The organism is Cellulosimicrobium cellulans (assembly GCF_016907755.1).
Taxonomy (GTDB): domain Bacteria; phylum Actinomycetota; class Actinomycetes; order Actinomycetales; family Cellulomonadaceae; genus Cellulosimicrobium; species Cellulosimicrobium cellulans_D.
In genome coordinates, this window is the sequence record NZ_JAFBCN010000001.1 from 455,132 (window position 1) to 480,383 (window position 25,252).

The 25,252-nt window shown below is 76.5% G+C and carries 20 protein-coding genes; 14 read left to right on the plus strand and 6 right to left on the minus strand.

Annotated elements, in window-relative coordinates; all coding sequences use genetic code 11:
* Positions 1-50 precede the first annotated feature (50 nt).
* From JOE63_RS21305 to JOE63_RS02050, 9 genes are all read left to right on the plus strand, one after another.
* The gene (locus JOE63_RS21305) at positions 51-335 is read left to right on the plus strand and encodes an acyl carrier protein (RefSeq protein WP_087470515.1); all 285 of its coding nucleotides are present in this window, start codon (positions 51-53) and stop codon (positions 333-335) included.
* A gap of 1 nt (position 336) precedes the next feature.
* Entirely contained in the window at positions 337-1,281 is a 945-nt protein-coding gene (locus JOE63_RS02015; RefSeq protein WP_204538684.1) for a hypothetical protein, read from the plus strand.
* Positions 1,278-2,120: an acyl-CoA dehydrogenase family protein gene (locus JOE63_RS02020; protein WP_204538687.1), complete on the plus strand. Its 843-nt coding sequence runs from the start codon at positions 1,278-1,280 to the stop codon at positions 2,118-2,120. The genes JOE63_RS02015 and JOE63_RS02020 overlap by 4 nt, the downstream gene beginning before the upstream one ends.
* Positions 2,117-3,274: an acyl-CoA dehydrogenase family protein gene (locus JOE63_RS02025; protein ID WP_204538690.1), complete on the plus strand. Its 1,158-nt coding sequence runs from the start codon at positions 2,117-2,119 to the stop codon at positions 3,272-3,274. The genes JOE63_RS02020 and JOE63_RS02025 overlap by 4 nt, the downstream gene beginning before the upstream one ends.
* Before the next feature lie 97 nt (positions 3,275-3,371).
* Positions 3,372-5,081 carry an MATE family efflux transporter gene (locus JOE63_RS02030; RefSeq protein WP_204538693.1) on the plus strand — a complete coding sequence of 570 codons (1,710 nt, stop codon included), beginning with the start codon at positions 3,372-3,374 and terminating at the stop codon, positions 5,079-5,081.
* Positions 5,078-7,297 (plus strand): hypothetical protein, encoded by a 2,220-nt coding sequence (locus JOE63_RS02035; protein ID WP_204538696.1) that lies wholly within the window; start codon positions 5,078-5,080, stop codon positions 7,295-7,297. Before JOE63_RS02030 ends, JOE63_RS02035 begins: the two co-directional genes overlap by 4 nt.
* Positions 7,294-8,067: an HAD-IA family hydrolase gene (locus JOE63_RS02040; protein ID WP_204538699.1), complete on the plus strand. Its 774-nt coding sequence runs from the start codon at positions 7,294-7,296 to the stop codon at positions 8,065-8,067. The genes JOE63_RS02035 and JOE63_RS02040 overlap by 4 nt, the downstream gene beginning before the upstream one ends.
* On the plus strand, positions 8,064-8,831 hold the full coding sequence (locus JOE63_RS02045) for a 4'-phosphopantetheinyl transferase family protein (protein WP_204538702.1): 768 nt from the start codon (positions 8,064-8,066) through the stop codon (positions 8,829-8,831). Before JOE63_RS02040 ends, JOE63_RS02045 begins: the two co-directional genes overlap by 4 nt.
* The gene (locus JOE63_RS02050; protein WP_204538705.1) at positions 8,828-10,165 is read left to right on the plus strand and encodes a condensation domain-containing protein; all 1,338 of its coding nucleotides are present in this window, start codon (positions 8,828-8,830) and stop codon (positions 10,163-10,165) included. The genes JOE63_RS02045 and JOE63_RS02050 overlap by 4 nt, the downstream gene beginning before the upstream one ends.
* Here JOE63_RS02050 and JOE63_RS02055 read toward each other — a convergent pair.
* Together JOE63_RS02055 and JOE63_RS02060 are read right to left on the minus strand one after the other, a co-directional pair.
* The gene (locus JOE63_RS02055) at positions 10,152-10,952 is read right to left on the minus strand and encodes a thioesterase family protein (RefSeq protein ID WP_204538708.1); all 801 of its coding nucleotides are present in this window, start codon (positions 10,950-10,952) and stop codon (positions 10,152-10,154) included. The genes JOE63_RS02050 and JOE63_RS02055 overlap by 14 nt on opposite strands.
* Positions 10,953-11,157: 205 nt before the next feature.
* On the minus strand, positions 11,158-12,093 hold the full coding sequence (locus tag JOE63_RS02060) for an ArgP/LysG family DNA-binding transcriptional regulator (protein WP_204538710.1): 936 nt from the start codon (positions 12,091-12,093) through the stop codon (positions 11,158-11,160).
* Positions 12,094-12,145: 52 nt separating this feature from the next.
* On the opposite strand from JOE63_RS02060, the gene JOE63_RS02065 reads away from it, so the two are divergent.
* Positions 12,146-12,823, plus strand: coding sequence for a LysE/ArgO family amino acid transporter (locus tag JOE63_RS02065; protein WP_204538713.1), 678 nt, complete (start codon positions 12,146-12,148; stop codon positions 12,821-12,823).
* 13 nt (positions 12,824-12,836) lie between these two features.
* On the opposite strand, the gene JOE63_RS02070 is transcribed toward JOE63_RS02065, so the two are convergent.
* The 3 genes from JOE63_RS02070 to JOE63_RS02080 all read right to left on the minus strand — a co-directional run bounded on the left by JOE63_RS02070 (position 12,837) and on the right by JOE63_RS02080 (position 15,293).
* Positions 12,837-13,217: a VOC family protein gene (locus JOE63_RS02070; RefSeq protein ID WP_204538716.1), complete on the minus strand. Its 381-nt coding sequence runs from the start codon at positions 13,215-13,217 to the stop codon at positions 12,837-12,839.
* Positions 13,218-13,261: 44 nt separating this feature from the next.
* Positions 13,262-14,029, minus strand: coding sequence for a methyltransferase domain-containing protein (locus JOE63_RS02075; RefSeq protein WP_204538719.1), 768 nt, complete (start codon positions 14,027-14,029; stop codon positions 13,262-13,264).
* 394 nt (positions 14,030-14,423) lie between these two features.
* Positions 14,424-15,293 carry an MBL fold metallo-hydrolase gene (locus JOE63_RS02080; protein WP_204538722.1) on the minus strand — a complete coding sequence of 290 codons (870 nt, stop codon included), beginning with the start codon at positions 15,291-15,293 and terminating at the stop codon, positions 14,424-14,426.
* A gap of 289 nt (positions 15,294-15,582) precedes the next feature.
* Here JOE63_RS02080 and JOE63_RS02085 point away from each other — a divergent pair, with 289 nt between their 5' ends.
* Positions 15,583-16,557 (plus strand): LacI family DNA-binding transcriptional regulator, encoded by a 975-nt coding sequence (locus JOE63_RS02085; protein WP_204538725.1) that lies wholly within the window; start codon positions 15,583-15,585, stop codon positions 16,555-16,557.
* A 51-nt stretch (positions 16,558-16,608) separates the two neighbouring features.
* Here the strand turns inward: JOE63_RS02085 and JOE63_RS02090 are convergent, their stop codons facing one another.
* On the minus strand, positions 16,609-21,654 hold the full coding sequence (locus tag JOE63_RS02090) for a glycosyl hydrolase (RefSeq protein ID WP_204538728.1): 5,046 nt from the start codon (positions 21,652-21,654) through the stop codon (positions 16,609-16,611).
* A 287-nt stretch (positions 21,655-21,941) separates the two neighbouring features.
* Here JOE63_RS02090 and JOE63_RS02095 point away from each other — a divergent pair, with 287 nt between their 5' ends.
* The 3 genes from JOE63_RS02095 (at position 21,942) to JOE63_RS02105 (ending at position 25,251) form a co-directional block, all read left to right on the plus strand.
* Entirely contained in the window at positions 21,942-22,424 is a 483-nt protein-coding gene (locus JOE63_RS02095; RefSeq protein WP_087470529.1) for a hypothetical protein, read from the plus strand.
* A 152-nt stretch (positions 22,425-22,576) separates the two neighbouring features.
* Entirely contained in the window at positions 22,577-23,614 is a 1,038-nt protein-coding gene (gene glsA, locus JOE63_RS02100; RefSeq protein ID WP_204538731.1) for a glutaminase A, read from the plus strand.
* Complete coding sequence (locus JOE63_RS02105; protein WP_307839899.1) at positions 23,611-25,251, plus strand: MFS transporter; 1,641 nt, start codon at positions 23,611-23,613, stop codon at positions 25,249-25,251. Before glsA ends, JOE63_RS02105 begins: the two co-directional genes overlap by 4 nt.
* Position 25,252 lies beyond the last annotated feature (1 nt).

Genomic DNA, 25,252 nt, shown 5'->3' on the forward strand with positions numbered 1-25,252 from the left:
CTGCCGCCGCCCGCACCGCGGGCGCACGAGACCCACCCGGAGGAACCATCGTGAGCACCAGCACCGAGTCCCAGGAGGCCCTCGGCCGCGAGCGCGTCGTCGGCGCGGTCGTCGAGGCGCTGTCGAGCGTCCTCGGACGCCCGCTGCCCGACGTCACGGACGCGACCCGCCTGTTCGACGACCTCGACCTCGACTCCACGAGCGTCCTCGGCCTGCTCATGGCACTCGAGGACTCGCTCGACATGGAGGTCGACCCGGAGTCGCTCGAGCAGCATCACCTCGAGAGCGTGGGCTCGCTGACGGACTTCGTCGTCGAGCACTCGACGCGGAACTGACGTGACGCTCGGGGGCGGGAGCGGGTCAGCGTCCTGGGCAGAGCCCTGTGGCGCCGCCCTGCGCGTGCGGGGCGTCGTGGACGTGCCGGTCGACGACCTCGTCCCCGTCGGGGACGGCACGCGCCGGTCGGTCGCCGAGGACCTGCGGTACGTGTACGGCGAGGACCAGCCGACGGACTGGTTGGAGAGCGGCCCGGGCCGGGACTACCCGACGATGATCCGCGCGGCGCGCGCCGCGCTGCGCGACCGGGGCCTGCTCGCCGACGTGCGCCTGGTCGTCCTCGTCGTGACCACCCCTGACCTGCAGCACGAGCGTCTGCTCGGCGGGTTCGTCGCGGACCTGTTCGACGACCGGCCGTACACGTTCTGCGTGACCGAGCAAGGCCTCGCGGGACCGTTCACGGCGCTGCGGCTCGCGCACGAGGAGCTCGCGCACGGCGGCCCGCAGGGTGTCGGGCTCGGGGGCGACGCCCTCGTCCTCGTCCTGGAGCAGTGCACGCTGCCCCCGACGGCGACGCGCGTCCCCGCGCGCGACCGCGTCGTCGCGCTCGTCGTCGGGCACGACGGCGCGGGACGGCCGGTCGAGGCGCTGTCCGTCGCGCGCGCGCCCCGCGGCCCACGGCCGGGCGCGGCGCACGCGAGCGAAGCCGTGGCCTGGTGGGGGCCTGTCCCGGACGACGCCCGCCGGATCGTCCTCGGCGTCGACGTCGACCCAGGCGAGGTGCCGGACGTCGACGGCAACGTCGTCCTGCACGCCGACCCCGGCGCGGCGGCGACGGGGGTCTGGGAGCTCCTCGCCGCGTGCGACGAGGTCCCGGACGCGCCGGTCGTCCTGCACGAGCGGTGCCTCGAGCTGGGCTACCGCTGCTCCCTCGTCCTCGGCCCGCGTTCCGTCGCGGCGTCCCCCGACGCCGACGACCTGTCCCGAGAGGCGGTGCTCGCATGAGCACGGACGTCGTCGCGCCCACCCCCGTCGCGGCGGCCGAGGCGCTGGCCGAGGAGGGCGCCGCGGCGCCGCGCGGGGACGGCCCCGCCGACCTCCGCGCCGTCGCGCGCGAGCTCGGCGCGGTCGCCGCGCTCACCGCGCTCGGGGGTCTGCTGCCCGTCGCGGCGCTGCCGGGCGAGTGCGTCCTGCTGCCCGACGACGTCCCGCCCCCGGGCGGGTGGGCGCGGGTCGGCGAGGTGGTGTCGGACGTCGGCACGCTGCTCGTGTGGCGGTCGCCCCGCACCGAGGCGGCGCCCGGACCGGCCGCGCCCGCCGTGGGGACGACCGGACCTGCCGTCCCCGCACCCAAGGAGACCGTCGCGATCAGCACGGCCGACGCCGCCTGGCGGGTCGGGGTCGCGTGGGTCCGGACCGGGCTGTGCGAGCGCCTGACGGACCGGGCCGTGGAGCGGCTGCGGGGCCGCACGGTCGGCGGCACGGCGACGGTGAACCTGCCGCCCGTCCGCCTCGTCCTCGCGGACGCCGCGCTCGCGCACCTCGAGGCGCAGGCGCTCCTGGGCGGGGTCGCGGCGCGGGACGCCGCCGCCGGGTCGCCGGACCGCGGACCCGCGGTCTCCGGGTCCTCGCTCGCGCGCGTCACGGCGGTCCTCGACCGCTCGTCGCGTGCCGTCCACAACCTGTTCGGCGCGTCGGGGTACGTCGACGGCGACGCCGCGCGGCTCGCGCGCACGATCGACCTGCTGGGCCACGCGAGCGGGACGCTGCCGGGCCGTGTCTCCGGCACACCCGGCGGGACGCCCGGCGGCGCACCCGGCAGCGAGGAGGGGCAGGACGCATGACCACGGTCGACCTCGTCGCGCTGCGCGACCACCTGCGGCCCGTCGGCGCGACGCTCCGCGAGCACGCCCTCGCGATCGACGCCGACCCCGCGGCGCTCCACGTGCTCCTGGACTCGGGCGCCCTGCCGTACCGCCAGCTCGGCGGGTTCCCGCCCGGCTATCTCGACGACCCGCTGCGCGTGCGGGGCGTGCCGGTGCACGTGCGCACGTGCGTGGAGCGCGTCGTCGTCGCCGAGACGCTCGCGTGGGGCGACGCGTCCGTCGTCGTCGGGGCGCCCGGGCCGTCCATGTCGGGGGTCGTGCTGGACGACCTCGCCGACGACGAGCAGCGCGACCGCTTCTACCGGCGCGTGGCGCAGCCGGGCACGTGGACGTTCTTCGGCCTCACCGAGCCCGACCGCGGCTCGGACGCCGCGGCGCTGGAGACGGCGGTCGTCGAGGCCGACGGCGCTCCCGTGCTGCGCGGGCACAAGAAGTACGTGGGCAACGTCGCGCGCGCGAGCCTCGGCGTCGTGTTCGCGCGGCACCGCCCGGGCCCGCTGGGCGTCGGGGTCTACCTCGTCGACACCGACCGGCCGGGCTTCGACGCCGCGCCGCTCGTGACCACCGGGATGCGCGCGGTGCAGCTCGGCGAGGCGCGGCTGCACGACGTGCCCCTGCTCGAGCAGGACACGCTCGGGCGGCACCTGTCGCCGTCGCGCCACGGTCTCCTCGGGGCGGTGCGCACCTTCAACCGGCTGCGCCCCGTCGTCGCGTCGCTCGCCGTGGGCCTCACGCAGGCGGCGCTCGACTACGTGCGCGCCGAGCGGTCGTCGTTGACCGCCGCCGAGCGGTGGCACCTGGAGACGTTCGACGACCGGCTCCACGCCGCGCGCGCCCTCGTGCTCCAGGCCGCGCGCGCCGCGGACGCGGACCCGGCGGACGGGACGCTGCCGGCGGCGGCCAAGGCCACCGCGCTCGACCTCGCGGAGGAGGTCACGCACGCGGTGCCGCCGCTGCTCGGCCCGGGCGCGCGGTGGGAGCACCCGTACCTCGACAAGCTGGTCCGCGACGTGCCCGGCCTGGAGATGATGGAGGGCACGCGGACCGTCCAGCGGCTCACCCTCGCGCAGGGCTGGTTGCAGGGCAGGGCACGGCATGCCGAGCTCGTCTAGGGAGGCGGCCGCGACCCCGGTCGCGACCGCCTCGCCGCGACCGGAGGCGCTGCCGCCCGTGCCGCCCCCACCTGTCGCAGGCCCGACGGTCGGGGCCTTGCGCCGCCGCGTCGTGCGCCTCGCCGCCCCGATCTGCGCCGCGCTCGTCGTGGGGGCGCTCGCGCAGCTCGTCATCGCGGCGCTGCTGGGGCACATGGGCGACGACGCGCTCTACGTCCGGTCGCTCTTCATCCCCGTGACGTTCCTCGTCCTCGCGGTCCAGGAGGGCCTCGACGTCTCGACCCAGGTCGGCTTCGCGCGCCTGCACGGGTCGCGGGCCCGGGGCGGGGAGATCGACACGGGGAACCACGCCGAGACCGGAGGGGCCGGCGCGGGCGAGGACGGCGGCGCGGCCGTCGTCCCGACGTCGGCCACCACGGCGCTGCTGGGGCGGTTCGTGGCGGCGGGCGCGGTGGTGCTCGGCGGCGTCGCCCTGCTCGTCGTCCTGGCGGCGCCGACGCTCGCCGACGTGCTGTCGGTGCCTGCGCCCCTCGTCGCCGAGTTCGTCGCGTTTGCGCGCTGGACCGTCCTCGCGAGCGTGCTGTCCGTCCCGACGGCGGTCGCGGCCGCCGCGCTGCGCGGGTGGGCGCGCACCGGGGCGTCGGCGACCGTGGCGCTGCTCGTCGCGGGGCTCCAGGTGCTCGTCGTGTGGCTCGTCGGGCTCGTGGCCGGGTTCGGCGTGCTCGCTGTCCCGGTCGCGATCACGGGCTCCACGCTCGTCGGCGCGGCCGTCGCCTGGGCGCTCCTCGTGCGGGCCCGCCTCCTTCCGCGGCCGGGCCACGTCCCCGGGCTGCGCCGTCTGCTCGCGCTGCGTCACCACCCCGCGCCGCAGCGGCTCGCCGCGGCATGGCGACGGGCGCTCCGCGCCCTGCCCGCCGGGTCGTGGACGACGCCGACCCCGCCCCCGCCGCCCCCGCCTCCGTCCTCCACGACCCCGGCCCCGGTCGCGGCACCGTCCGGCCCGGCGGGTGCTGCTTCCTCCGACCCGCACTCCGGCCCGCCGGCCGCCGAGCCGACGACGGCGGGCGTTCCTCCCGAGGGCGCCGTGGTCGAGCGGGTCGACGTGCGCGGGCTGCTGCTCGGCGTCGGCCTGCCGGTCGGTCTGTCCTACCTCCTGCTCACCGTGACGAACCTCGTCATGGTGTGGGTCCTCGGTCCGTCGGGCACGGACGTGGTCGCGGGGTTCGGCGGCGCCGCGACGGTCCAGACGCTCGTGATCGTGCCGGCCATCGGACTCGCCGCGGCGGTGAGCATCGTCATGAACCAGCAGTGGGGTGCGGGGGATCTCGGGCTCCTCCCGCGGACGCTGCGCGCGGGCACGGTCGTCGTCGCGGGCGTGTACGTCGTGGTGGGGGCGCTCGTCCTGCTGACCGCGCCGCTCGTCGCGGGCCAGCTCTCGGCCGACCCGGACGTCGCCGCGCAGGCGGCGCTCTACCTGCGGGTGGTCGGCCCGTCGTACGCCGGTGTCGGGCTCGTGCTGTACCTCCTGACCCTGCTGGAGCAGCTCGGGTACGGGCGCGTCGCCGTGACGCTCAACGTGCTCTACCACGCCGTCTCGCTCGGTGTCGGCGGCGTCCTCGCGCGCGCGGGCGGCGGTCCCACCGCGCTGTACACGACGATCGCCGTGACGAACGTCGTCGGGCTGGTCGTCATGCTCCCCGTCGCGGTGCGCCTCGTCCGACGGCGGGCCACCGAAGCTCCGGCCGAGACGGCCGAGACGGCTCAGACGGCCGGGACGGCCGGTTCGGCCGTGGAGGTCGCGCCGTGACCGCGCGGGGGACGACGCCGCCTGCCCAGGACGCCCCGGCCCGTACCGCACTGGTCAGCGACGCCCCGGTCCGCGACGTGCCGGTCCGTGGCGTGCCGGGAACGGGCGCGGTCTCGCGGACGGCGACCGGTCCGGGCTCGGACGCCCCCGAGCCCGTGCTGAGCGTCGTCGTCATGCACCACCCGGCGCGGGGCGACGTCTCCTCCCTGGTCGCGGCGTGCGCGCCGCTCGACGTGCGGGTCGTCGAGGACCCCGACCCGGACGGCCCGCCCAGCCCGCTGCGCACCGCGAAGCGCGCGTGGGCCGCCGTGGCGCCGGGCGCGACGCACCACCTCGTGCTGCAGGACGACGTCACCCCGGTCCCCGGGTTCGCCGAGCTCGTCCTGCGGGCCGTGCGCGCCCGCGGCCGGCACGCCGTCGCGCTCTACTCGAACTGGAACAGCCCGCGCAACGCCTACCTCGTGCGCGCCGCGGCCGTCGCCGGGCAGGCGTGGGCGCCGCTCGGGCACGACGAGTGGGTGCCCACGCTCGGCCTCGTCCTCCCCGCGGAGGGCGCGCTGCGCCTCGCCGCGCACCTCGCGACCCTGCCCGACGACGAGCGGGACGACGACGAGGCCGTCGTGACCTTCTGCGCGCGCGAGGGCTACCCCGTCGTCGCGACGCTGCCGCACCTGCTGGAGCACGGCGACGGCCCGAGCCTCGCGGGCAACGACGCGCACGGGGCCCGGCACGCGACGGTCCCGGCGGGCGACGCCGTCGACCCGGACGCCTGGGACCGGCCGGGTCTCGATCGCGAGCCGGCCCGCTCGCCGGCCACCGCACGGCCGGTCGCGGTCACGCTCGAACGGTCGCGCTGCACGCTGCGCGTGCTCCGTCCGGGCGCGGGCGAACCGCTCGAGCACCCGTTCGGCTGGGGCTGGGACGCGTGGTCGTGGTGGCTCGGCGTCGACCCGGCGGCCGTCGCGCACGACGTGTCGGTGCTCGTCGCGGGCGCCTCCCCGGAGCTCCGCCGCGTCTCGCGCGACGCGCTCGGCGAGCTCGGTGCGGCGTGCTGGCTGCTGGGCCACGACGTCGCGCGCAGCGACTGGCCCCCGCCCGCCGGCCCCGACGCGCCGGCGCACCGGGCCGCCGCCGTCCGGACGTGGGTGCTCTCCGGCCTCCTCCCCGCCGACCGCCCGGAGGACCTGGTCGACGAGCTCGTCGCGTTCGGCCTCGACGCGCTGCTTGCGGGCGAGACATGGACCGGCACCCCGTCGAACCCGGGGATACGGGTGGGTTCGACGCCAGGGTCGCCCACAACCCCGGGTTCGGCACCCGTCGTCGGGGCGGGAGCGAGCGACGGCGCCGCGGTCGACCAGGTCGCGCTCGCCGCCGCGCGGCTCCTCGGGGAGCGCGACGCCGAGGTCGTGTGCCGGGCGGCGGGTCCGGCGGTGCCGGTGCGCGTCGTCGTGCACGACTGCCCGGCGTGCGGCGCGCGCGCCGAGGACGCGGTGCGGCGCCTCACCGCGCAGGTCGACCTCGACGGCGCCGCCGAGCACCGCGTCGCCGGGACGGACGAGCACCGCGTCGCCGGGGCCGACGAGTACCGCGTCGCCGGGACCGACGACGCCGCGGGCGCGGGCGGGACGCCCTCTGGCCCGTCCGACCGTCCCGTGACACCCCTGACACCCGAAGCACTCGACGTGCCGGACGCAGGCGCGGCACGTGAGACGCCCGACGGCCGGAGCGGCCGGGCTGTCGTCGAGATCCTCGCGTGCGAGCACGTCGAGCCGCGCGGGCTCCTCGGCGTCGATCCCGGCCGCCGCTACGTCTCGCGCGGGCTGTGGGCGGCGCGCAGGGTGGTCCCCGCGCCGCCGGGCGCGATGACGGGCGAGCCGCACCGCACGACGGCGCACCCGTCCGCCGCCGCGCACCTCACCGCGGCCGGGGCCCCGGTGCCGCTCACCGATGCCGACGCCGCGCACCTCACCGCGGCAGGGGCCCCGGTGCCGCTCACCGATGCCGACACGGCGCACCTCACCGCGGCGGAGGTCCTGGTGGCGCTCGCCGCCGCGGACGCGGCGCACGTGCTGCCGGTCGCGGCGCGCGTGGACGGCGACGCGCCGGGCCGGGCGAGCCTCGCCGCGCTGGGGCTGCAGCACGCGCCCGGACTCGCGCAGCGGTACGCCGACCTCCACGCAGAGGTGCGGCTCGCGCGCGCGGTGGAGCTCCTGTGAGCGCGACCTCGACCGGTCCGTCGGCGCACGCGTCCGCCGGCGTCTGGGCGTGGCGTGGCGCGGCCCTGCTGCTCGACCTCGACGGGACGCTCGTCGACTCCGCGGCCGCGATCGAGCGGCACACGCTCGCGTGGGCGGCCCGGCTCGGGCTCGACGGCGACGCGGTGGTCGCGGCGTCGCACGGCCGCCGCGACGTCGAGGTGGTCCGCCTCGTGGCGCCGGGCGCCGACGTCGCGCGCGAGGTCGAGTGGCTGCACCGCATCTCGTGCGACGACACCGAGGGCGTCGTGGCCGTGCCGGGCGCCGCGGACCTCCTGGACGGCCTGGACCCGCGGGTCTGGACGGTGGTGACGTCGGCGGCGCGCGAGGTCGCGCTCGCGCGCCTGACGGCCGCCGGCCTGCCCGTGCCGGCGCGGTTCGTGTGCGCGGAGGACGTGGCGCGCGGCAAGCCCGACCCGGAGGGGTTCCTCGCGGGGGCGCGGCTGCTCGGCGTCGACCCGCGGCGGTGCCTCGTCCTGGAGGACTCCGCCGCCGGGGTAGCCGCAGGCCGGGGCGCGACGGCGACCGTGCTCGCCGTCGGCCCGGACGACGTCCCCGGCGCGCACCACGGCGTCCCGGACCTGCGTCCGGTGGCCGCCCGCGCGGTCGACGGCCGGGTGGAGGTCGTCGTGACGACGCGCAGCGTGGGCACGTTCGGGGGCGCGATCGAGGGGGCGCTCGACGAGCCGCTGGAAGGGCTCGACGACGGCCTGCCGGAGTTCGTCGCGTGAGCGCGGTCGATCCGGAGCCCGAGGTCGAGCTGTGGTTCGTCACCACGACCCCGCCCCCCGCCGAGCACGACATCAGTGGCGTTCTGGGCTCCACTCCGACAGCAAGGTCGTGCTCGACGGCGGGTGACGTCGTGCTCGGCAGCGCGGTGCTGGGCGCGGCGGAGCGCGACCGCGCCCGGCGCCTCGCCTCGCCCGCCGACGCCGCGCGGTACGTGCGCGCCCACGTCGCCGCGCGCGAGATCCTCGCGGCACGTACGGGCCTGCCGCCCGCGGACGTCCGGTGGGAGGTGGGGCAGCACGGGAAGCCGGGCCCCGTCGTCGGGCAGCGGTGGAACCTCAGCCGCAGCGGCGACCACGCGCTCGTGGCGCTCGCCGAGACGGACGTGGGCGTCGACGTGCAGGTGCGCGACCCGCGCGTCGACGTGCACCGCCTCGCCGCGCGGTTCCTCGCCCCGGCGGACGCGCGGTCGGACGCGGACGGGGACCTGTGGCGCCGTTTCTCACGGCTGGAGGCGTGCGCCAAGGCGGTCGGCGGCCGGCTGCTCGACGTGCTCGGGCTCGACGTCCGGTCTCCGGGGCTGGTGCGGGCCGACGGCGGCCCGTGGTCCGGTCAGGAGTGGTGGGTGAGCGACGTGGCGGCACCCGCCGGCGCGGTCGCGTCCTGCGCGACGCCGGGGCCGCGGCGGCACACGCTCCGCACCCGGGTCTGGGGTACGGAGCGGCCGTCGCCCACGGTGCGGGCCGGCGCGGGAGGTGCGCGGTGAGGGTCGTCCACCACGTCGAGGTCCGCGGGCGCGCGGGCGAGGGGCCCGCGACGTGGGGCCAGACCGCGATCCGACGGGCGCTCGCCGCCCTCGAGCCGCTGGACCACCAGTTCAACCTCGTGTGGGGCGGACCGCTCGACGAGCCGGTGCCGACCGGGGCCGCGACCGCCGTCGTGCGCGCGCTCGTCGAACGGCACGACTCGCTGCGGACGCGCGTCCACCCGCGCGGCGACGGGTTCGTCCAGGAGCTGTGCGGGGCGGGGACGGTCGAGGTCGTCGAGGAGCGTGTGACCGACGTGGCGGACGTCGCCGCGCGCGGTGCGCGGCTGCGCGACGAGCTCTGGGGCCGCGCGTTCGACTACCCGGCGGAGCTGCCCGTGCGGGCCGGGCTCGTGACCGTGGACGGCGCGGTGCACCACACCGTGCTCGTCGTCGCGCACACCGCGCTCGACGGCTGGGGGCTCCCGGTGCTCGACGGCGACCTCACGGCACTCGCTGCGGGCGCCGCGCTGCGGGACGTCGAGGCGTGGACCCCGCTCGACGAGGCGGCCTGGCAGACCTCCGACGAGGGGCGGCGGCACGACGCCGCGGCGCGCGCACGCACGCTGCGCACCATGCGCGCCGCCCCGGCGGAGGTCTTCGCGCCACGACCGACCGCCGCCCTCGACGGCGGGCCTCGGTACCGGCAGACGGTCCTGCGGTCGCGCCGCCTGGGGCCTGCGGCCGAGCGGGTGGCCGCGCGCTGGCGCACGAGCACGTCCGGGGTGCTGCTCGCGGCGTCGTGCCGGGCGCTCGCCGTCGCCGCGGGCCGCGACGACCTCGCGCTGCAGGTCATGGTGAGCAACCGCTTCCGCCGGGAGCTCGCCGAGGCGGTGGTGACGACCGCGATGGAGGGCCTGGTGCACGTCGAGGGCCTCGACGCGCCGTTCGACGAGGTGGGCACCCGGGTCTGGCGCGCGGCGATGACGGCGTACCGGTCGGCGTACTACGACAAGGACCGGCTCCAGGCGGAGGCCGCGGCCGACCCGACGACCGGCCACGACGGCACCTGCTGGTACAACGACCGCCGCGGCACCGGACCCGACCGGACGTTGCGCGCCCGCCCCACGCGGTCGCGGCGGCTCGCGCGCGCCGACGCGTCCGACGAGCAGGGCGGCGTCACGCTCACGCTGCACCTCGTCGACGCGCCGGACGGCGGCATCGACGTCGTCCTCACGGCCGACACGTCGCGCCTGGACGACGCCGCGGCCGAGCGGGTCGTCCGGGACCTCGAGCGCTGCGTGCTCGACGCGTCGCGCGCGGGGAGCCCCGGCGGGACGGTCACGCGCCGGTAGGGGCACCCTCCGGCGCGGCGAGCGTGCGGACGACGAGGGCCTGCGCGAGCGTCCCGAACGGTCCGGCCTCGTCGTGGAGCGTGCTGTGCGTGACGCCGGCACCCGCGGGGCCGAAGACGACCGAGGTGTCCAGGCCCACCCAGCCGCCGAGCGGCGACCGGAAGAGGTGGGCGGTGAGGTCGACGTTGGGGAAGGCGACCTCCCGCGGGTCCGCGCGGACGGCCATGCCGTTGGCGGCGTCGAGCAGCCCCGCGGTGCGGGCGAGCGGCCCGACCTCCTCGTCGGCGACGAGCGGGACGTCGGTGCGCACCCAGACCGTCGCGCGGCCCGGCTCGACCGCGGTGCGGCGGACCTCGACGGAGTCGATGAAGCCGCCGGGCCAGACGGTCGCGGGGTCCCACGGCGGGGTCTCGTCCGGGCCGGGCACCGGGTCCGGCGCACCGCCGGCGAGGTCGGCGGTGTCGCCCGTCCGTACGAGCCACGCCCGGAGCGCGACGGCGCAGCGGCCCCCGCACCAGAGCGTCGCCTCGACGAGCTCCACGCCCCGCCCGGGGCGGACCACGCGGACCTGCGTCTCCACGTCGCCGATCGGGAACACGCCCCAGATGTCGTAGGCGAGGCGCGACACCGCGAGGTCGTCGCGCCCGCGGGCGACGCGGTCGGTCTCGACCACGTGCGCGAGCAGCCCGAGCGCGGGCGCGACGTGCTGCTCGTCGGTGCGCCACGCGCCGCCGACGTGCGGGCTCGCGCGGAACGTCGTCGGGCCGGTACGGAAGAAGTACGCCATCGTGCTCCTCGGTGCGGGTGGTCGCTCGGCTCTGCGAGCGGGGGACCTCACGAGTGTGCCCCGTGCGGCGGCGCCTGGGTGCCCGTCGGAACCGACGCGTCCGACGCGGGTGGGGGAGCGCGGGGCCGGGACGTTCCTGTCGACCTGGGGGTCACACCCCGAGCGTGCCGCTCCTGGGCGACCGGCTCCGGGTCGTCGCCGCCCGTCAGGGGGCGCCGAGCGCAGCACGAGCAGCGCGCGCGACGGCCGCCGCGAGGCGGTCGAGCGACGTGGAGTGCAGGCGCCACTGCTGCCAGTGCTGCGGCACGTGCATCGCCCGGGCGTCGTCGAAGCCGACGAGGCGTCCCGCGCGCTCGGCCTGGGCGCTCTGGAGGTCGGGGAGCATGCCCCAGCCCATGCCGAGCTCGATCGCGCGGCGGAACTCGTTCGACGCGGGGACGTGGTGGCGGGGCGGGTCGAGCGCGACCCCCTCTCCCTGGGCGCGCAGACGGAGATAGCGCTCCTGGAGGTCGTCCTTGCGGTCGAACGCGAGGACGGGCGCGCGGGAGAGCGCGACGGCGGTCGGGCCCTCGGGGAACCAGCGCGCCGCGAACGCGGGGCTCGCCATGGGGCGGTAGCGCATCTGGCCGAGCAGGATCGAGCGGCAGCCCGGGACGGCCTCCGCGACCGAGGTCACCGCGGCGACCGCCGTCCCGTCGCGCAGCAGGCCGATGGAGTGCTCCTCGTCCTCGCGCAGCACCTCGAGCCGGGCCCACCCCGACGCCTCGACCAGCGCGGGCAGCGCCCAGGTGGTCAGGGCGTCGCCGGAGACGACGAGCGTGACCTCGGGCAGCGGCGCGACGCCGTCGGCCCCGGCCGGGTCGCTCGGGGGCTCCGCCGTCCCGATCCCCAGCTCCGCCAGCACGTCCGCCTGCTGCAGCGCGAGGTGGCGCGCGTGCCGGACGAGCACCTGGCCCGGCGGTGTGAGCTCGGCGGGCTTCCCGCGCCGCACGAGCACCTGGCCCACGGCCGACTCGAGCGCGCGCACGCGCTGGCTGACGGCGGACGGGGTGACCCCGAGCCGCTGGGCGGCGGCGTCGAACGTCCCGGCGGCGGCGATCGCGGCGAGCGTGCGGAGCTGGTCGGGCTGGAGGTCCATCATGAAGCAGATCTTAGGGAAGTGCAGAATCTTTCGCTGTACTTCACGAGGCTCGATGCCTACCGTCGAGGGCGTGCTCGCCGCTCTCTCGCCCCTCGCCGCCGGTCTTGCCGCCGGGTCGTCCCTCATCGTCGCGATCGGGGCGCAGAACGCGTTCGTGCTGCGCCAGGGCCTGCGCCGCGAGCACGTCCTGCCCGTCGTGCTCGTCTGCGCGCTCTCCGACCTCGTCCTCATCGCCGCCGGGACGGCCGGGCTCGGCGCGCTCGTGACCGGCGCGCCCGCGCTGCTCGCCGTCGTGCGCTGGGGCGGCGCCGCGTTCCTCCTCACGCTCGCGGCGCTCGCCGCCCGCCGGGCCCTGCGACCCGGCGGTCTCGACGCAGCGTCCGGCGAGGGGTCGGGCACCGGCGCGACGAGCGCCCGCTCCGCCGTCGGGACGTCGCTCGCCCTCACGTGGCTCAACCCGCACGTCTACCTCGACACCGTGCTGCTCCTCGGGTCGCTCGCGGCGGGCTACGCCGCCGCGCACGCCGAGGGAGCGGGTGACCCCGACGCGGCCCGCTGGCTCTTCGGGGCGGGCGCGATGGTCGCGAGCATCGTGTGGTTCACCGCGCTCGGCTTCGGGGCGCGCCTGCTCGCGCCCGTGTTCGCCCGCCCCGGCGCGTGGCGCGTGCTCGACGGCGCGATCGCCGTCGTCATGGCGACGATCGGGGTGTCGCTCCTGCTGGGCGGCTGACGCGCCGTCGTCCTCAGGACGTCGCCCAGACCCCCAGCTCGTTGCCGCTCGGGTCGAGGAAGTGGAACCGGCGACCGCCGGGGAACTCGTACGGGCCCTCGACCACCTGGCCGCCCGCGCCCTGCACGGCGGCGAGGGTCGCGTCGAGGTCCGCGGAGAACAGCAGGACGAACGGTCCGCCGCGCGACACGTCGCCCGCCTCCGCGAGGCGCAGACCGCCCGCCTCGTCCGCGCCCGACTCCGCGGCCGTGCGGATCCCCGCGTACCCGGGGCCGTAGGGGACGAACTCCCAGCCGAAGGCCGCGCCGTAGAACGCCTGCGCCGCGGCGAGGTCGGTCACGGGGAGCTCGACGTAGTCGATCGAGTGGTGGACGCCGTGCGCGTGGGTGCTCATGCGGTCATCGTCACGCGGGCCACCCACACGCGCGCGAGCTCCGGTCAGCGCTCGGCGACCACGACGAACAGCGTGACCGAGGCGAAGAACGGCGCGGTCGTGAGGTGCGCGACCCAGCGCTCGTACACGTCCGGGTCGAGGTGCCCGGCGTCCCGCGCGCGCCGGGCGACGCGCCCGAGGCCCAGGACCGCGTCGGCCTCGCTGACGTCCCGGAAGACGGCCGTGACCGGGACGACCCGGCCGACCGAGAGACCCGAGCGCTGGACGAGCGCGGGGAGTCGGCGGCCCATCCACGCGTTGCGCACCACCTCCTCGACCACGTACGCCTGGTACGCGTGCGTCGTCGTGCGGTCCGGCCCGTCGATCGCGAGAGTTCCCCAGTCGGGTTCTGCGAGCACGGCTCGCCCGCCCGGCCGGAGCACGCGAGCGACCTCGTCGACGGCGCGGCCGGGGTCCGCGACGTGCTGGAGCACGCGATCCGTGTGGGCGCGGTCGACGCTCCCGGTGTCGAGGTCGAGCTGGTGCGCGTCGCCCGTCCGCACCGTGACGTTGGGGGCGTGGGCGACGCGCTCGCGTGCCGCTCCCACCGCCTCGACGTCGTGGTCGATCCCGACGACGTGCCCGTCGGCACCGACCGCCTCGCTGAAGGCCAGGAGGTCGGCACCGGGGCCGCACCCGACGTCGACCACGGTGTGGCCGTCCGCCAGGGCGAGCTCCACGGTCACCATCGCCTTGTAGCCGCGCCCGAGGTCGGACGCCGCCAGGCGCATCAGGTAGTCGTCCGGCCGGGTGGCCTCGAAGATGTCCGCCATCCGACGATTCTCGGCCCTCGTCGGCGGGGCCGGCCGGAGGCAACGGCAGGATCCGGGACGGAGACCGTGAAGGTCCGCACGGTCACCGAAGGATCGGCGCGGCCCCCGGCGCCCATACTGGAGGGGGCTGACGATCCGAGGCCCCAGCGCGCCGTCCGGCGCCTTCGTCACGCCCCGGACGCGCCCCACTGCTCGTCCTGGACGTCGACGGTCGGCGACGTGGAGTCGGCGCGCGCGACGGCAGGTGAGCGGCCTTCCCCGAACGGTGTGCGGAGGAACGGGGTGAGGACCCGCCCGCCAGTACCGTGACGGAGCCAGAATGTCACGGTGCTATGACTTTCCTCCTTGTCGCGGAACGATGACCCTGATCGACGGACATGCTGGTGGCGACCGGTCAGGTGAGGTGGTCGAAGTCGCCGCGGACCCAGGCGGCGTGGCGCTGCGCGGAGCGGAGCACGACCTCCCGCGCGTCGGCGGGGACGACGCCCTCGAAGTTGTTGTAGAGCCGCTCGAACGGGCGGCGCGCGACGTGCTCGGCGACGCGCAGCACGACGGTGGCGGACAGCGGGATGCGGTTGGGGTAGGACCGCATGAAGCTGACGGACGTGCGGTCGGGGTTGGCGAAGATCGTGTCGCCGGACAGGAGCACGCCCCGGCCGTCGGCGCCGGCCGCCCAGTGCACGACGGCGCTGCCGGGGAAGTGGCCGCCCGGCTGCGACAGGACGACGCCGGGCAGCACCTCACGCTCGCCGGTCCAGGTCTGGATGACCGGGTCGGGCCGCGCGACCCAGTGCGCGTCGGCCTCGGCGACGAGCACGGGGACGCCGCCGAGGGCGCGGCTCCACGCGACCTGGACGCCGAACATGTGCGGGTGGCTCGCGGCGATCGCGACGACCGGGCCGAGCGCGCGCACCCGCTCGACGGCGTCGTCGTCCAGGTAGCCGGGCGGGTCCCAGAGCAGGTTGCCCGCGGGGGTGCGCACGATCTTGGCCTGCTGCCCGATCCCGACGCTCGGCTCGCTCGACAGGCCGAACAGGTCGGGCTCCAGCTCCTCCAGCACGAGGCGCTCGCCGGCCGCCGCGAGCTCGGCGAGCGTGGTCCACGCCTGCCCGCTCGCGGGGACCCACTGGCGCTCGTCGGCGCAGATCGCGCACACGTCCGGTCGTTCGGCGTGCTCGACCGCGCACGTGCGGCAGATCCACCACTCCTCGCGAGAGGCGGGAGCGTCGGGCGCGAAGGGCTCGGGGGACGGCGTCGTCGTCATGGGCACAGGTCTACCGTGACCCGCCGACACGCGTCACGCGTCACCGTCGAGACGGGCCGCCCATGATCGCCACCGTCCTCGTCGTGCGCCCCTGGCCGACGCCGGGAGCGCGCGACGAACCCGGGTTCGGTCCCCACCGCGCGCCGGTCCTGAGGAGCGACCCCGGGCTCGACGACGGACCGGGCCCCGACACGACCGTGGGAACGCTTCCACCGACGGCCCTCCGCGGGTTAGCGTGGTGCTCCGGGCGCCGCCCGTCACCGCCGACCGGACCGCCCAGGAGATCGCCATGCCGCCCACCACGCTCGACGACGTCGCCGCGGCGGCCCGCGTCTCGCGGTCCACGGCCTCGCGCGTCGTGCGGGGCACGGGTCCCGTGTCCGACGCGGCGCGCCGCGCGGTCCTCGCCGCCGTCGAGGAGCTCGGGTACGTGCCGCACCCGGGTGCGCGGTCGCTCGCCAGCGGGCGGGGCGAGCGCGTCGTGGTCGCGGTCGGGTCGCCGTCCGCGGACCTGCTGGGCGACCCCTACGTCGCGCGCGTCGTCGCGGCGGCCAGCCGCGCGGCCGACACCCAGGGCGTCGGCGTGGCGCTGCGCTGGCTCGGTCGCGACCCGCGCGACGAGCTGGCCCGGCTCGCGCGCGACCCGGGCGTCGGCGGAGTGCTGCTCGTCGACTACTCCGCCGAGGTGCTCGCGAGCGTGCCGCGCACGCTGCTCTCCCGCGTGGCGGCGATCGGTCCCGCCGACGGCCGCGTGCCCTCCTACGACGTCGACGCCGCGGCCGGGATCACCGCGCTCGTCGAGCACGTGCTCGCCGACGGGCGGCGCGACGTCGTCATGCTCACCGGGCCCGGCTGGCTCCCCGGCGCGCGGCGGGCCGTCGAGGCGTACGACGCGGTCGTGCGCGCCGCCGGCGTCCCGCACCGCGTCGTGGCCGCCGACCTCACGGCTCTCGCGGGCGCGGAGGCGGCCCGCGAGGCGCGCCGGCGCTGGCCCGGGGTCGACGCGCTCGTCGCGATGAGCGACACGCTCGCCGTCGGCGCGATGCGCGCGCTCGCGGAGGACGGTGTCCGCGTGCCCGACGACGTCGCGGTCACCGGGTTCGACGACCAGCCCTTCGCGGAGCAGGCCGGTCCGGGACTGACGACCGCGACCCACCCCGTGGAGCGGATCGCGGCCGCCGCGACGGCGGCCCTGCTGGACCGCCGCCGCCGCGACGACGAGCGCACGTTCCCGTCCGTCGTCGTCCGCCGCACGAGCGCCTGAGCGCGCGGGGCTCGCAGCGGGGTCGGCGCGTCGCGCGCCGACCCCGCCGCGTCACGCCGACGGCGTCCCGTAGGCGCGCAGCTCCCAGATCGACACGCCCCACGGGGTGAGGCGCTCCGGTGCGTCGATCCGCAGGTACCGGCCGGTCCCCGCGACGGCGACGACGTCGGGCGCCGCGGACGTCTTGGCGACCGTGCGCAGCGTGGTCCACGGGCCCGTCGGCGAGTCGCCGACCTGGACCGAGAACCGCGCGGGTGCCGCGGTCTCCCAGTCGATCTCGACCCGCGTCAGCGCGGCGCGCTGCCCGAGGTCGACCCGGAGCCACTGGTCGTCGGCGAACTGGCTCTCCCACCGGGAACCCGGGTCGCCGTCGAGCGCGAGCCCCGGGAGCTGGCCCCCGCTCACGCTCGACGCGACGGCCGGCCGGCCCTGGGCGAGCTCGACGACCCCCGTGCCCGGGTCGCCCGTCCCGCCGCCGGAGGGCGTGCCGCCCACGACGACGTCGGCCGTCCCGCTCAGCCCGCCGACCCGCGCCGTCACGACGGCCGCCCCGGAGCCCTGGGCGGTGAGCCGCCCGGCCGCGCTGATCGTCGACGTGCCGGTCACCGACCACGCCGCCGCCGTCGGACCGCCGTGCCCCGCGGCGTCGAACGCGTACGCGGTGAGGTCGAGGGCGGACCCGGGGCGCACGTGCGCCGACCCGGGCGAGACGAGCACCGTCGTCGGGGCCACGGCGTCCCCGGCGCGGACGCCGCGCACGCGCAGCTCGAACACCGAGACCCCGTACGCGGGCAGGAGCCGCGTCGGCGCGTCGAGCCGGACGTAGCGGCCCGCGCCGTCGACCTCGATCGCGTCCGGGGAGGCGTCGGTCTTCGTCACGGTCCGCAGCGTCCGCCACGGGCCGTCCGGCGCGTCCGCGATCTGCACGGAGAACGTCGCCGCCGCGGCGCCCTCCCAGTCGACCTCGACCTGCTCGAGCTCGTGGCGCGCGCCGAGGTCGACCTGGATCCACTGCCCGTCGGCCCACTCGCTCTCCCAGCGCGTGCTCGCGTCGCCGTCCACGGCGAGCTCAGGGCGGGCCCCGGCGCCGACCGCGGAGCTCGCCGTGACCGCCTTGCCGTGCGCGACGTCGGGCAGGTCCGCCACGACCGCGACGACCGCGGATCCGGTGACTCCGCCCGCCGTCGCCGTGATGCGCCCGGCGCCGACCGCCCCCGTGGTGAACGCGCCGTCGGCGACGCTCCCGCGGTCGCCCGCCGACCACGCCACGCCCGCGAGGGGGAACGGGTCGCCGTACTGGTCGACGCCCGTCGCGGAGAACGCCTGCCGCTCGCCGGAGACGACGCGCGCGAAGGCGGGCTCGACGCTCACGCCGGCCAGGGCGGGCGCCGCACCGACGCGCAGCGCGTACGTGCCGGTGACGCCACCGGACGACGCCCGGACCGCCACGGGGTCGGCGTCCTGCGTGGCGCGGAACGTCGCGGTGCGGGCGCCGGTCGAGGCGACCGTCCCGCCCGCGTCGACGGTCCACGTCAGCCCCGGCAGGTCGACGACCGCGCCGTACTGGTCGTACCCGGTCGCGGTGAGCGCGACCTCCTGGCCCGCGGGCACGGTCCGGACGGAGCCCGCCGCGCTCACCTCGACGCGGTCGAGCGTCGCGTCGAGCCGGTGCCGCACGACCTGCCCGGGCGGCACGTCGATCGTCCCCACCTGTCGCGCCCCCTCGTAGACCGGGTAGCGCTGCTGCTCGTCGGTCGGGTTGAACACCACGTACGTGTACGCGTCCCCGTCGCGGTACACCTGGCTCGTCGGCGTCCCGACCCGGCGGTCCGTCGTGTGCTGCCCCAGCCCGCGGTTCGCGAGGCCGGTGTAGTGCACGAGCCCGGCCATGGACACGCCGCGCGCCACCGGGTCCCCGCGCTCCTCGAGCTCGGCCGACACCACCGCGTACATGTCCGGGTCGACCTGTGCGACGTAGCCGAGCACGACGTTGCCGAGCGCGTCGCCCATGCGGGCGTACACGTCCGCCGCGTGCGCGACGTCGCCCGCGTCGCCTGGATCGAAGCCGCGGACGTCGTACGCGTAGAGGTCCTCGAGCGCGCCGGGGTCGCCCGTGTAGTCGGTCGACAGGTAGCGGAACGCGGGCCACGACGTCGCCCACTCCTTCGGGTCCCGGTCCGGGGCGTCCGCCGGGGGCGCGACCGGGCGCAGGGCCGCGGGCAGCGCGTCGGGGTTCCACACGTCGGCGGGGAAGACGAGCTCCCCGTCGGCGCCGACGGAGAACAGCAGCGCGCCCCGGCCGGCGTCGTAGAGCGGGTTCGCCGCCGTGCGCGCGGTGACGTACGCGGCGTGGTGCCGGTACGCGTTGCGGACGCCGTCCTGGAGCGACCGCACGGCCGCCGCCCGGTCGAGCTGCACGTCCGCGCCCCAGTCGGTGCCGACGCCGTACCACTGCTTGGCGGCGCGGGCGAGGTTCCCGCCGTTGTCGCCCGGCACGTACTCACCGAGGACGCCGGGGCGCTCGTCGAACATCCGGGCCAGGAGCTCGGTGCCGAAGTCGGCGTCCTCGCCGAACCACGAGAACCACGGACCGGTCGGCATCCACTGGATCCCGTACATCCACGCCGGGTCGCCCGAGAAGTAGGTCGCGAACGCCTGGCCGGAGTCGAAGAGGATTCCGGTCGTGCCGTGCTCGTACGCGGCCGGGAAGTTGCCCGGCCCCTCGGACGCGGGCGCGCCGGCGCGGCCGTGGTAGTCGAACCAGTACTCCTGGACCGCGGCGCGCTCCGTCACGTAGCCCATCGCGCCGGTGTCGCGCATCGCGTCGTCGCCGAGCGCGGAGCCGAGCAGGAACAGCCCGACCCACGACTGGATCGCCTCCGAGCTCGACTCCTGGTTGTTGCCCCCGGGCGAGCTGAGGCCGCCCGCGTACGAGTGGCCCTGCCACGTGTCGAACGTGCGCAGGTAGGGGAAGGCGCCGTCGTCACGGTCCCAGTTGCCGTACTGCTTCGCGACGAGCGTCGCGAGGTCGCCGTACTGCGCGCCCCACTCGGGGTCCTCCAGGGCGAGGTAGGCCGCCGCCAGGGTGAAGTAGCCGTAGTGGAAGTGGTTGTCGGTGAACTCGAGCGACCCGTAGGAGTCGGAGAAGCCGATGAGCGCCTGCCACGTGGGGTACCGCGCGAAGAAGTGCTCCGTCTCGCCCGGCGTGTACGTGAACCAGTCGTCGAGCGCGGTCGTCAGGGAGCCCTTGAGCGTCGCGTACGCGTCGTCGGCCCCGATCTCCTTGGCCACGGCCATGTACTCGGCGAGCTGGAGCACGTCCTTGCCGCCCCAGTACGTGTCGCCCCCGTACCCCGTCTTCGCCGCGTAGTCCTCGACGTAACGGACCATGCGCTCGCGGTCGTACCCCGGGGTGCCCTCGGGGTCGGGCAGGAACGGCACGATGCCCTCGAACGGGTACCGCAGCTCCCAGCCACCGTGCCCCGCGGTCGTCCGCAGGAGCCCGCGCGGGGTGTCGTAGGTGCCGCCCGTGAACGCGAGATCCTGGTCCGCCTCGCGGTAGTGGTGGGGGAGCCAGCCCTGGAGCGTGTCGAGGTTCGCGCCCTGCAGCGCCTCGGTGTCGGCGTCCCACGTCTGCGTGACGAGGCCGCTCGCGACGTCGTAGTCGTACTCCATGCGCGTGTCCCGCACGACGGCGAACGCCCGCTGGTGCATCGCCGCCAGGTCGGCGCCCGAGCCCGCGCCCTGCGACACGGCCGAGACGACGAGGTACGGGGCGCTCGCCGTGACGAGGAGCGCGTTCCCCGCGCGCTCGACGTGCGAGCCGTCGGGCAGGTGGATCCCGTACGAGCGCCCGTCCTGCTGGACGCGCAGCGCCGAGACGTCGGCCGGGAGGGTGAGCGGGGCGCCGTCGAGCCCGAACAGCTCCGCGTCCTCGTCGACCGTGATCCGCGGCTGCACGCCGTCGAGCTCGAACCACACGTACGGCACGCCGCGCGCGGCGGTGACGTCGATGCCCTGCGGCCGGTCGGCCGTCTCGCCCTCGCCGCGCAGGCGCCACGACACGTCCCACTCGCCCCAGCCGGTCACCGTCGCGTCCTGCGCCGCGAACGTCGAGGACAACCGGGTCTCGAGCCCGTCGGGGTCGTCGGTGCGCACGACCTGGTCGACGAGGACGTGCGCCCAGCCCGCCTGGAGCTGGTCGACGACCTCGATGCGGGCCGTGCGGCCGCGCAGGTCCGCGACGTCCCAGGTCACCCACGCGAGCTGCTCGGAGTCCTTGCCGGTCGCGGCCCGGACGGTCTGCCCGTCGACGACGAGCCGCACCTCCTCCTGTCCCGGGTGGTTGCCGCCGCCGACGAGGAACGCGACGTGGTCACGGTCGACGGTGAACGTCGGCGACGTGAGCGTGCCGGTGGCGCCGTCGCCCTGGGCCGCGGTGAACGAGTTGACGAGGCGGTTGCCGAGGAAGCCCGAGACGGGGCTCTGGCCCGCCGCGGTCCCGGCGGCCGGGCCGCCGGAGAAGGCGGTGCCCGTCGCGGCCCAGCCCGTGGGGTAGCCGTCCTCGAAGTCGGCCATGACGACGTCGCTCGGGCCGAGCGCGGGCTCGGCCGTGGCGCCGACGACGATCGGCGACTCGAGCACGCGCGCGGTCCCGGCGTCGTTCCAGCGCGTCGGGAGCGTGAGGCGCGTGCCCTCGCGCGCGTTCGACACGACGAGGGGGTTGGCCCACAGGTCGCCCGAGTACCTGCTGACGAGCAGGTCGGTCCACCACGCGTTCGTCGGGACGGGGGTCCCCGCGAGGGACTCGTCGAGGTAGAGGTCCTTGTCGACGAACCCGCTCACGTCGCGGTTCGGGCCGTCGAGCGCGGCGGGCGGCGCGGACGCGTACGAGCCGGCGCCGACGCGGACGACGTCCGGGCTCTCGACGGGCTCGGCGCCCGCGGTCGGCGGCGCGGCGAGCGCGAGGCCGGCGACGAGCGCGACGGCGGCGACCGTGGTCGTCGCCCGGCCTCGGGGGGTGCTGCGGGGGGTGCTGCGGGGGGTCCGCGGGCGCGCGTCAGGGTGACGGCGCACGTCGGCGTGCGGTCGGGTCATGCTCACCTCTCAGGCAGGCGGGGCGGGCGGCGGTGCCCGCGCCGGTGGCGTTCGTCGCCGAGGCCCCTACGCCCGGCGACAGCGATCCCGATCGACGATGTCCGTTTTAGACCATGAGGGAGCGCTCTCTCAGCGTAGGGCAGAGCCCGCTGGCGTCAAGCCCGGCACGACGGGCCCCCGCGACCGGTAGGGTCGGCGGCCGGACGACGGCGCTCCTCTGCGTTCTGCGGCCACCATCGACCGCCGCCCGTCCCGCCGGGTGCGGTCCACACAGACCAGGGGGACCCATGACGCTGCCACCCGACCTTCCCGCCGCCGGTGAGCAGGCTCCGACCCTCGCGCGCCCGAGGCGCCGACGTCTCGTCCTCGTCGTCGTCCTCGCCGTCGTCCTGGTCCTCGTCGCAGCGACCGTGCTCGTCGTCTACCTCGACCAGCGCCCGCGCCTCGAGCGCCAGGCGAACATCGACGCCGTCGCGGTCGCGTTCGACGACTGCGACCTCGGCCGCACGGGCGCGACCGTCGACCGCGACAACGGGTCGATCGACTTCGACGCCGTCGGGACGGGGGCCGGCCCGACCTGGGACGACGTCGAGTGCGTGGGCGACGCGCTCGGGATGCCGGAGGAGTACCTGACGCAGCTCCAGGGCCCGGGCGACGGGTTCGCCTCGGAGGAGCTCCGGTGGGACGTCTACCTGGCCCTGCGGCTCACGGGCGACGGTGACACCCACGTGTCGATCTACCACGACTGGCAGGCGGCGTCCTACGACTGAGGGCGACGACGCCCGGCACGGATCCGTCGAGCGAGACCAGCACCCCGGCCGCCGCGCGGTGATCTCCCGCCGCGGCTTCCCCCTGCGCACCCGGTGCGGGCGTGGCAGCATCGCGCGTGATCGTCGTGGACGATCCGGACGAAGGGAACGGGATGGGACTGGACGTCGACGGCGTCGAGCAGGAGGTCGCGACCGGCTCGCTCCCGGGCTGGCACCGCGTCGAGGAGCACGTCCGCGCGGCGCACGAGCGCTACCGCGGGAACGACGACGGCGCGGTCGCCGACTACATCCCCGTCCTCGCGGAGGCCGACCGGTCGCTGTTCGGCGTGTGCGTCGCCGAGTCGGGCGGTGCGGTCCACGCCGTGGGCGACGCCGACGTCGAGTTCTCCGTCCAGTCGATCTCCAAGGCGTTCGTCTACGCGCTCGTGTGCGAGGCCTACGGGCACGAGGGCGTGCTCGAACGGGTCGGGGTGGACAACACGGGCCTCGCGTTCAACTCCGTCATGGCGGTCGAGCTCCACGACGGCCACCCCCGCAACCCCATGGTCAACGCCGGTGCGCTCGCGACGACGGCGCTCATGCCCGGCTCGTCCTTCGCCGAGCAGTGGGAGAACGTGCGCACCGGGCTCTCCCGGTTCGCCGGCCGGCCGCTCGAGCTCGACGGCGTCGTGTACCGGTCGGAGTCGGCGACGAACATGCGCAACAAGGCCGTCGCGCGGCTCCTGGAGAGCTACGGGCGGATCGAGGCCGACCCGCTCGAGGTCGTCGACGTCTACACCAAGCAGTGCGCGCTGCGCGTGAGCGCGCGCGACCTCGCGGTCATGGGCGCGACGCTCGCGGACGGCGGGGTCAACCCGGTCACGGGCGAGCGCGTCGTCTCGGCGCAGGTGTGCCGGGACACGCTCGCGGTGCTCGCCTCGACCGGGATGTACGAGCGCTCGGGGGAGTGGCTGTTCGAGATCGGCCTTCCTGCCAAGTCCGGCGTGGCAGGAGGGATCGTCGCCGTCGCGCCCGGCAAGGGGGCGATCGGCACGTTCTCCCCGCCGCTCGACCCGGCCGGGAACAGCGTGCGCGGGAAGCGCGCGACCGCGTACCTCTCGCGGACCCTCGGCCTCAACCTGTTCGCGTCGTCCGCGCAGGTCCCCGTGACGCCCACCCGCCCGACCGAGAGAACGGACCCGGCCTCGTGAGCACTCGAGACGTCGTCGACAGCAGCACCGCACCCGCGACGGAGGACCGCCGGTCGTGGGTGCCGATGGTCGGCCTGTTCCTCGCGCAGGTCCTCATGTCGTTCAACGTCGCCGCCCTGCCGGTGTCGCTGGGCGGCATGGTCGAGGACTTCGGCGTCCCGCCGACCGTCGCGAGCACGACGATCGTCGTCTACGGCCTCGCGGTCGCGGCGCTCGTCATGACCGGGGCGAAGCTCGGGCAGCGCATCGGGTGGGTCGCGATCTTCCGGGTCGTCGTCGCGACGTTCGCCGGCTCGGCGCTGCTCATGATCCTCTCGCCGACCGTCGCATGGGCCATCACGGGCCAGGCCGTCGCCGGCGCCTCGGCCGCGATCATCGTGCCCGCGCTCGTCGCCCTCATCGCGGAGAACTACCGCGGACCCCAGCAGGCGACGGCGATCGGCTCGCTGGGCTCGGCGCGCGCGGTGTCCGGCATGAGCGCGTTCTTCATCGGCGGCGCGCTCGGGACGCTCATCGGGTGGCGGCCCACGTTCGCGATCGTCCTGGCGCTCGCCGTCGCCGTCTTCGTCCTCAGCTTCCGGCTGCGGTCCGACGCCGGCGACCCCGGCATCCGGATCGACCTCGTGGCCGCGGTCCTCATCGGCGCGGCGGTCGTCTCGCTCACGCTCGGCTTCAACAACCTCAACGCCTGGGGCCTGTTCTTCGCCTCGGAGGGGGCACCGTTCGACCTCGTCGGCGTCTCGCCCGCGCCCCTGCTCGTGCTGCTCGGTGTCGTGCTCGGGCAGACGTTCTTCTGGTGGACGCGGCGCCGGACCGCCGCCGGCAAGGTGCCGCTCGTCGACCTGTCCGTCCTCGCGCGCCCGAGCGAGCGGGCGGCGGTGTACGCGATGTTCGTCGTGGTCGCGCTCGAGGCCGCGCTGAACTTCACGGTGCCCCTGTACATCCAGATCGTGCAGGGCCGCACCCCGTTCGACACGGCGCTCGCGATGATGCCGTTCAACCTCACGGTGTTCGTCACCGCGACGCTCGTCGTGCGGTTCTACCGTCGCTACCCGCCGCGCACGATCGGGGTCTTCGGCTTCACGCTGACCACCGTCGCGCTGCTCTGGCTGTCGTTCGTCGTGACGAACAACTGGGAGACGTTGCCCACGATCCTCGGCCTCGTCGTCTTCGGGATCGGTCAGGGCGCCCTCGTGACGCTCGTGTTCAACGTGCTCGTCACCGCGGCGCCCAAGACCCTCGCGGGCGACGTCGGCTCGATCCGCGGCACGACGCAGAACCTCGCCTCGGCGGTCGGCACCGCGCTCGCGGGGGCGCTGCTCGTGACGATCCTGTCGTTCAGCGTCGGGCGCGCGGTCGTCGAGCACCCCGAGCTGCCGCCGTCGCTCGTCGCTCAGGTCGACCTCGACACCGTCAACTTCGTGAGCAACGACGACCTGCGCACGGTCCTCGCAGGCACCGACGCCACGCCCGCCCAGGTGGACGCGGCCGTCGCGCTCAACGAGGAGGCGCGCCTGGGCACGCTGCGGATCGGGCTCCTCATCCTCGCCGGCGTGAGTGCCACGGCGATCCTCCCCGCGAGCCGTCTGCCGCGCTACCGGCCCGACGAGATCCCGGACCCCGCGCCCACCCGGTAGC

Excerpts from the sequence above, each read along its gene's own strand:
- JOE63_RS02020 (WP_204538687.1), top strand. The coding sequence starts at position 1,278 with ATGAGCACGGACGTCGTCGCGCCCACCCCCGTCGCGGCGGCCGAGGCG.
- JOE63_RS02025 (WP_204538690.1), top strand. The coding sequence starts at position 2,117 with ATGACCACGGTCGACCTCGTCGCGCTGCGCGACCACCTGCGGCCCGTC.
- JOE63_RS02055 (WP_204538708.1), bottom strand. The coding sequence starts at position 10,952 with ATGGCGTACTTCTTCCGTACCGGCCCGACGACGTTCCGCGCGAGCCCG.
- JOE63_RS02060 (WP_204538710.1), bottom strand. The coding sequence starts at position 12,093 with ATGATGGACCTCCAGCCCGACCAGCTCCGCACGCTCGCCGCGATCGCC.
- JOE63_RS02065 (WP_204538713.1), top strand. The coding sequence starts at position 12,146 with ATGCCTACCGTCGAGGGCGTGCTCGCCGCTCTCTCGCCCCTCGCCGCC.
- JOE63_RS02070 (WP_204538716.1), bottom strand. The coding sequence starts at position 13,217 with ATGAGCACCCACGCGCACGGCGTCCACCACTCGATCGACTACGTCGAG.
- JOE63_RS02075 (WP_204538719.1), bottom strand. The coding sequence starts at position 14,029 with ATGGCGGACATCTTCGAGGCCACCCGGCCGGACGACTACCTGATGCGC.
- JOE63_RS02080 (WP_204538722.1), bottom strand. The coding sequence starts at position 15,293 with ATGACGACGACGCCGTCCCCCGAGCCCTTCGCGCCCGACGCTCCCGCC.
- JOE63_RS02085 (WP_204538725.1), top strand. The coding sequence starts at position 15,583 with ATGCCGCCCACCACGCTCGACGACGTCGCCGCGGCGGCCCGCGTCTCG.
- JOE63_RS02090 (WP_204538728.1), bottom strand. The coding sequence starts at position 21,654 with ATGACCCGACCGCACGCCGACGTGCGCCGTCACCCTGACGCGCGCCCG.
- JOE63_RS02095 (WP_087470529.1), top strand. The coding sequence starts at position 21,942 with ATGACGCTGCCACCCGACCTTCCCGCCGCCGGTGAGCAGGCTCCGACC.
- glsA (WP_204538731.1), top strand. The coding sequence starts at position 22,577 with ATGGGACTGGACGTCGACGGCGTCGAGCAGGAGGTCGCGACCGGCTCG.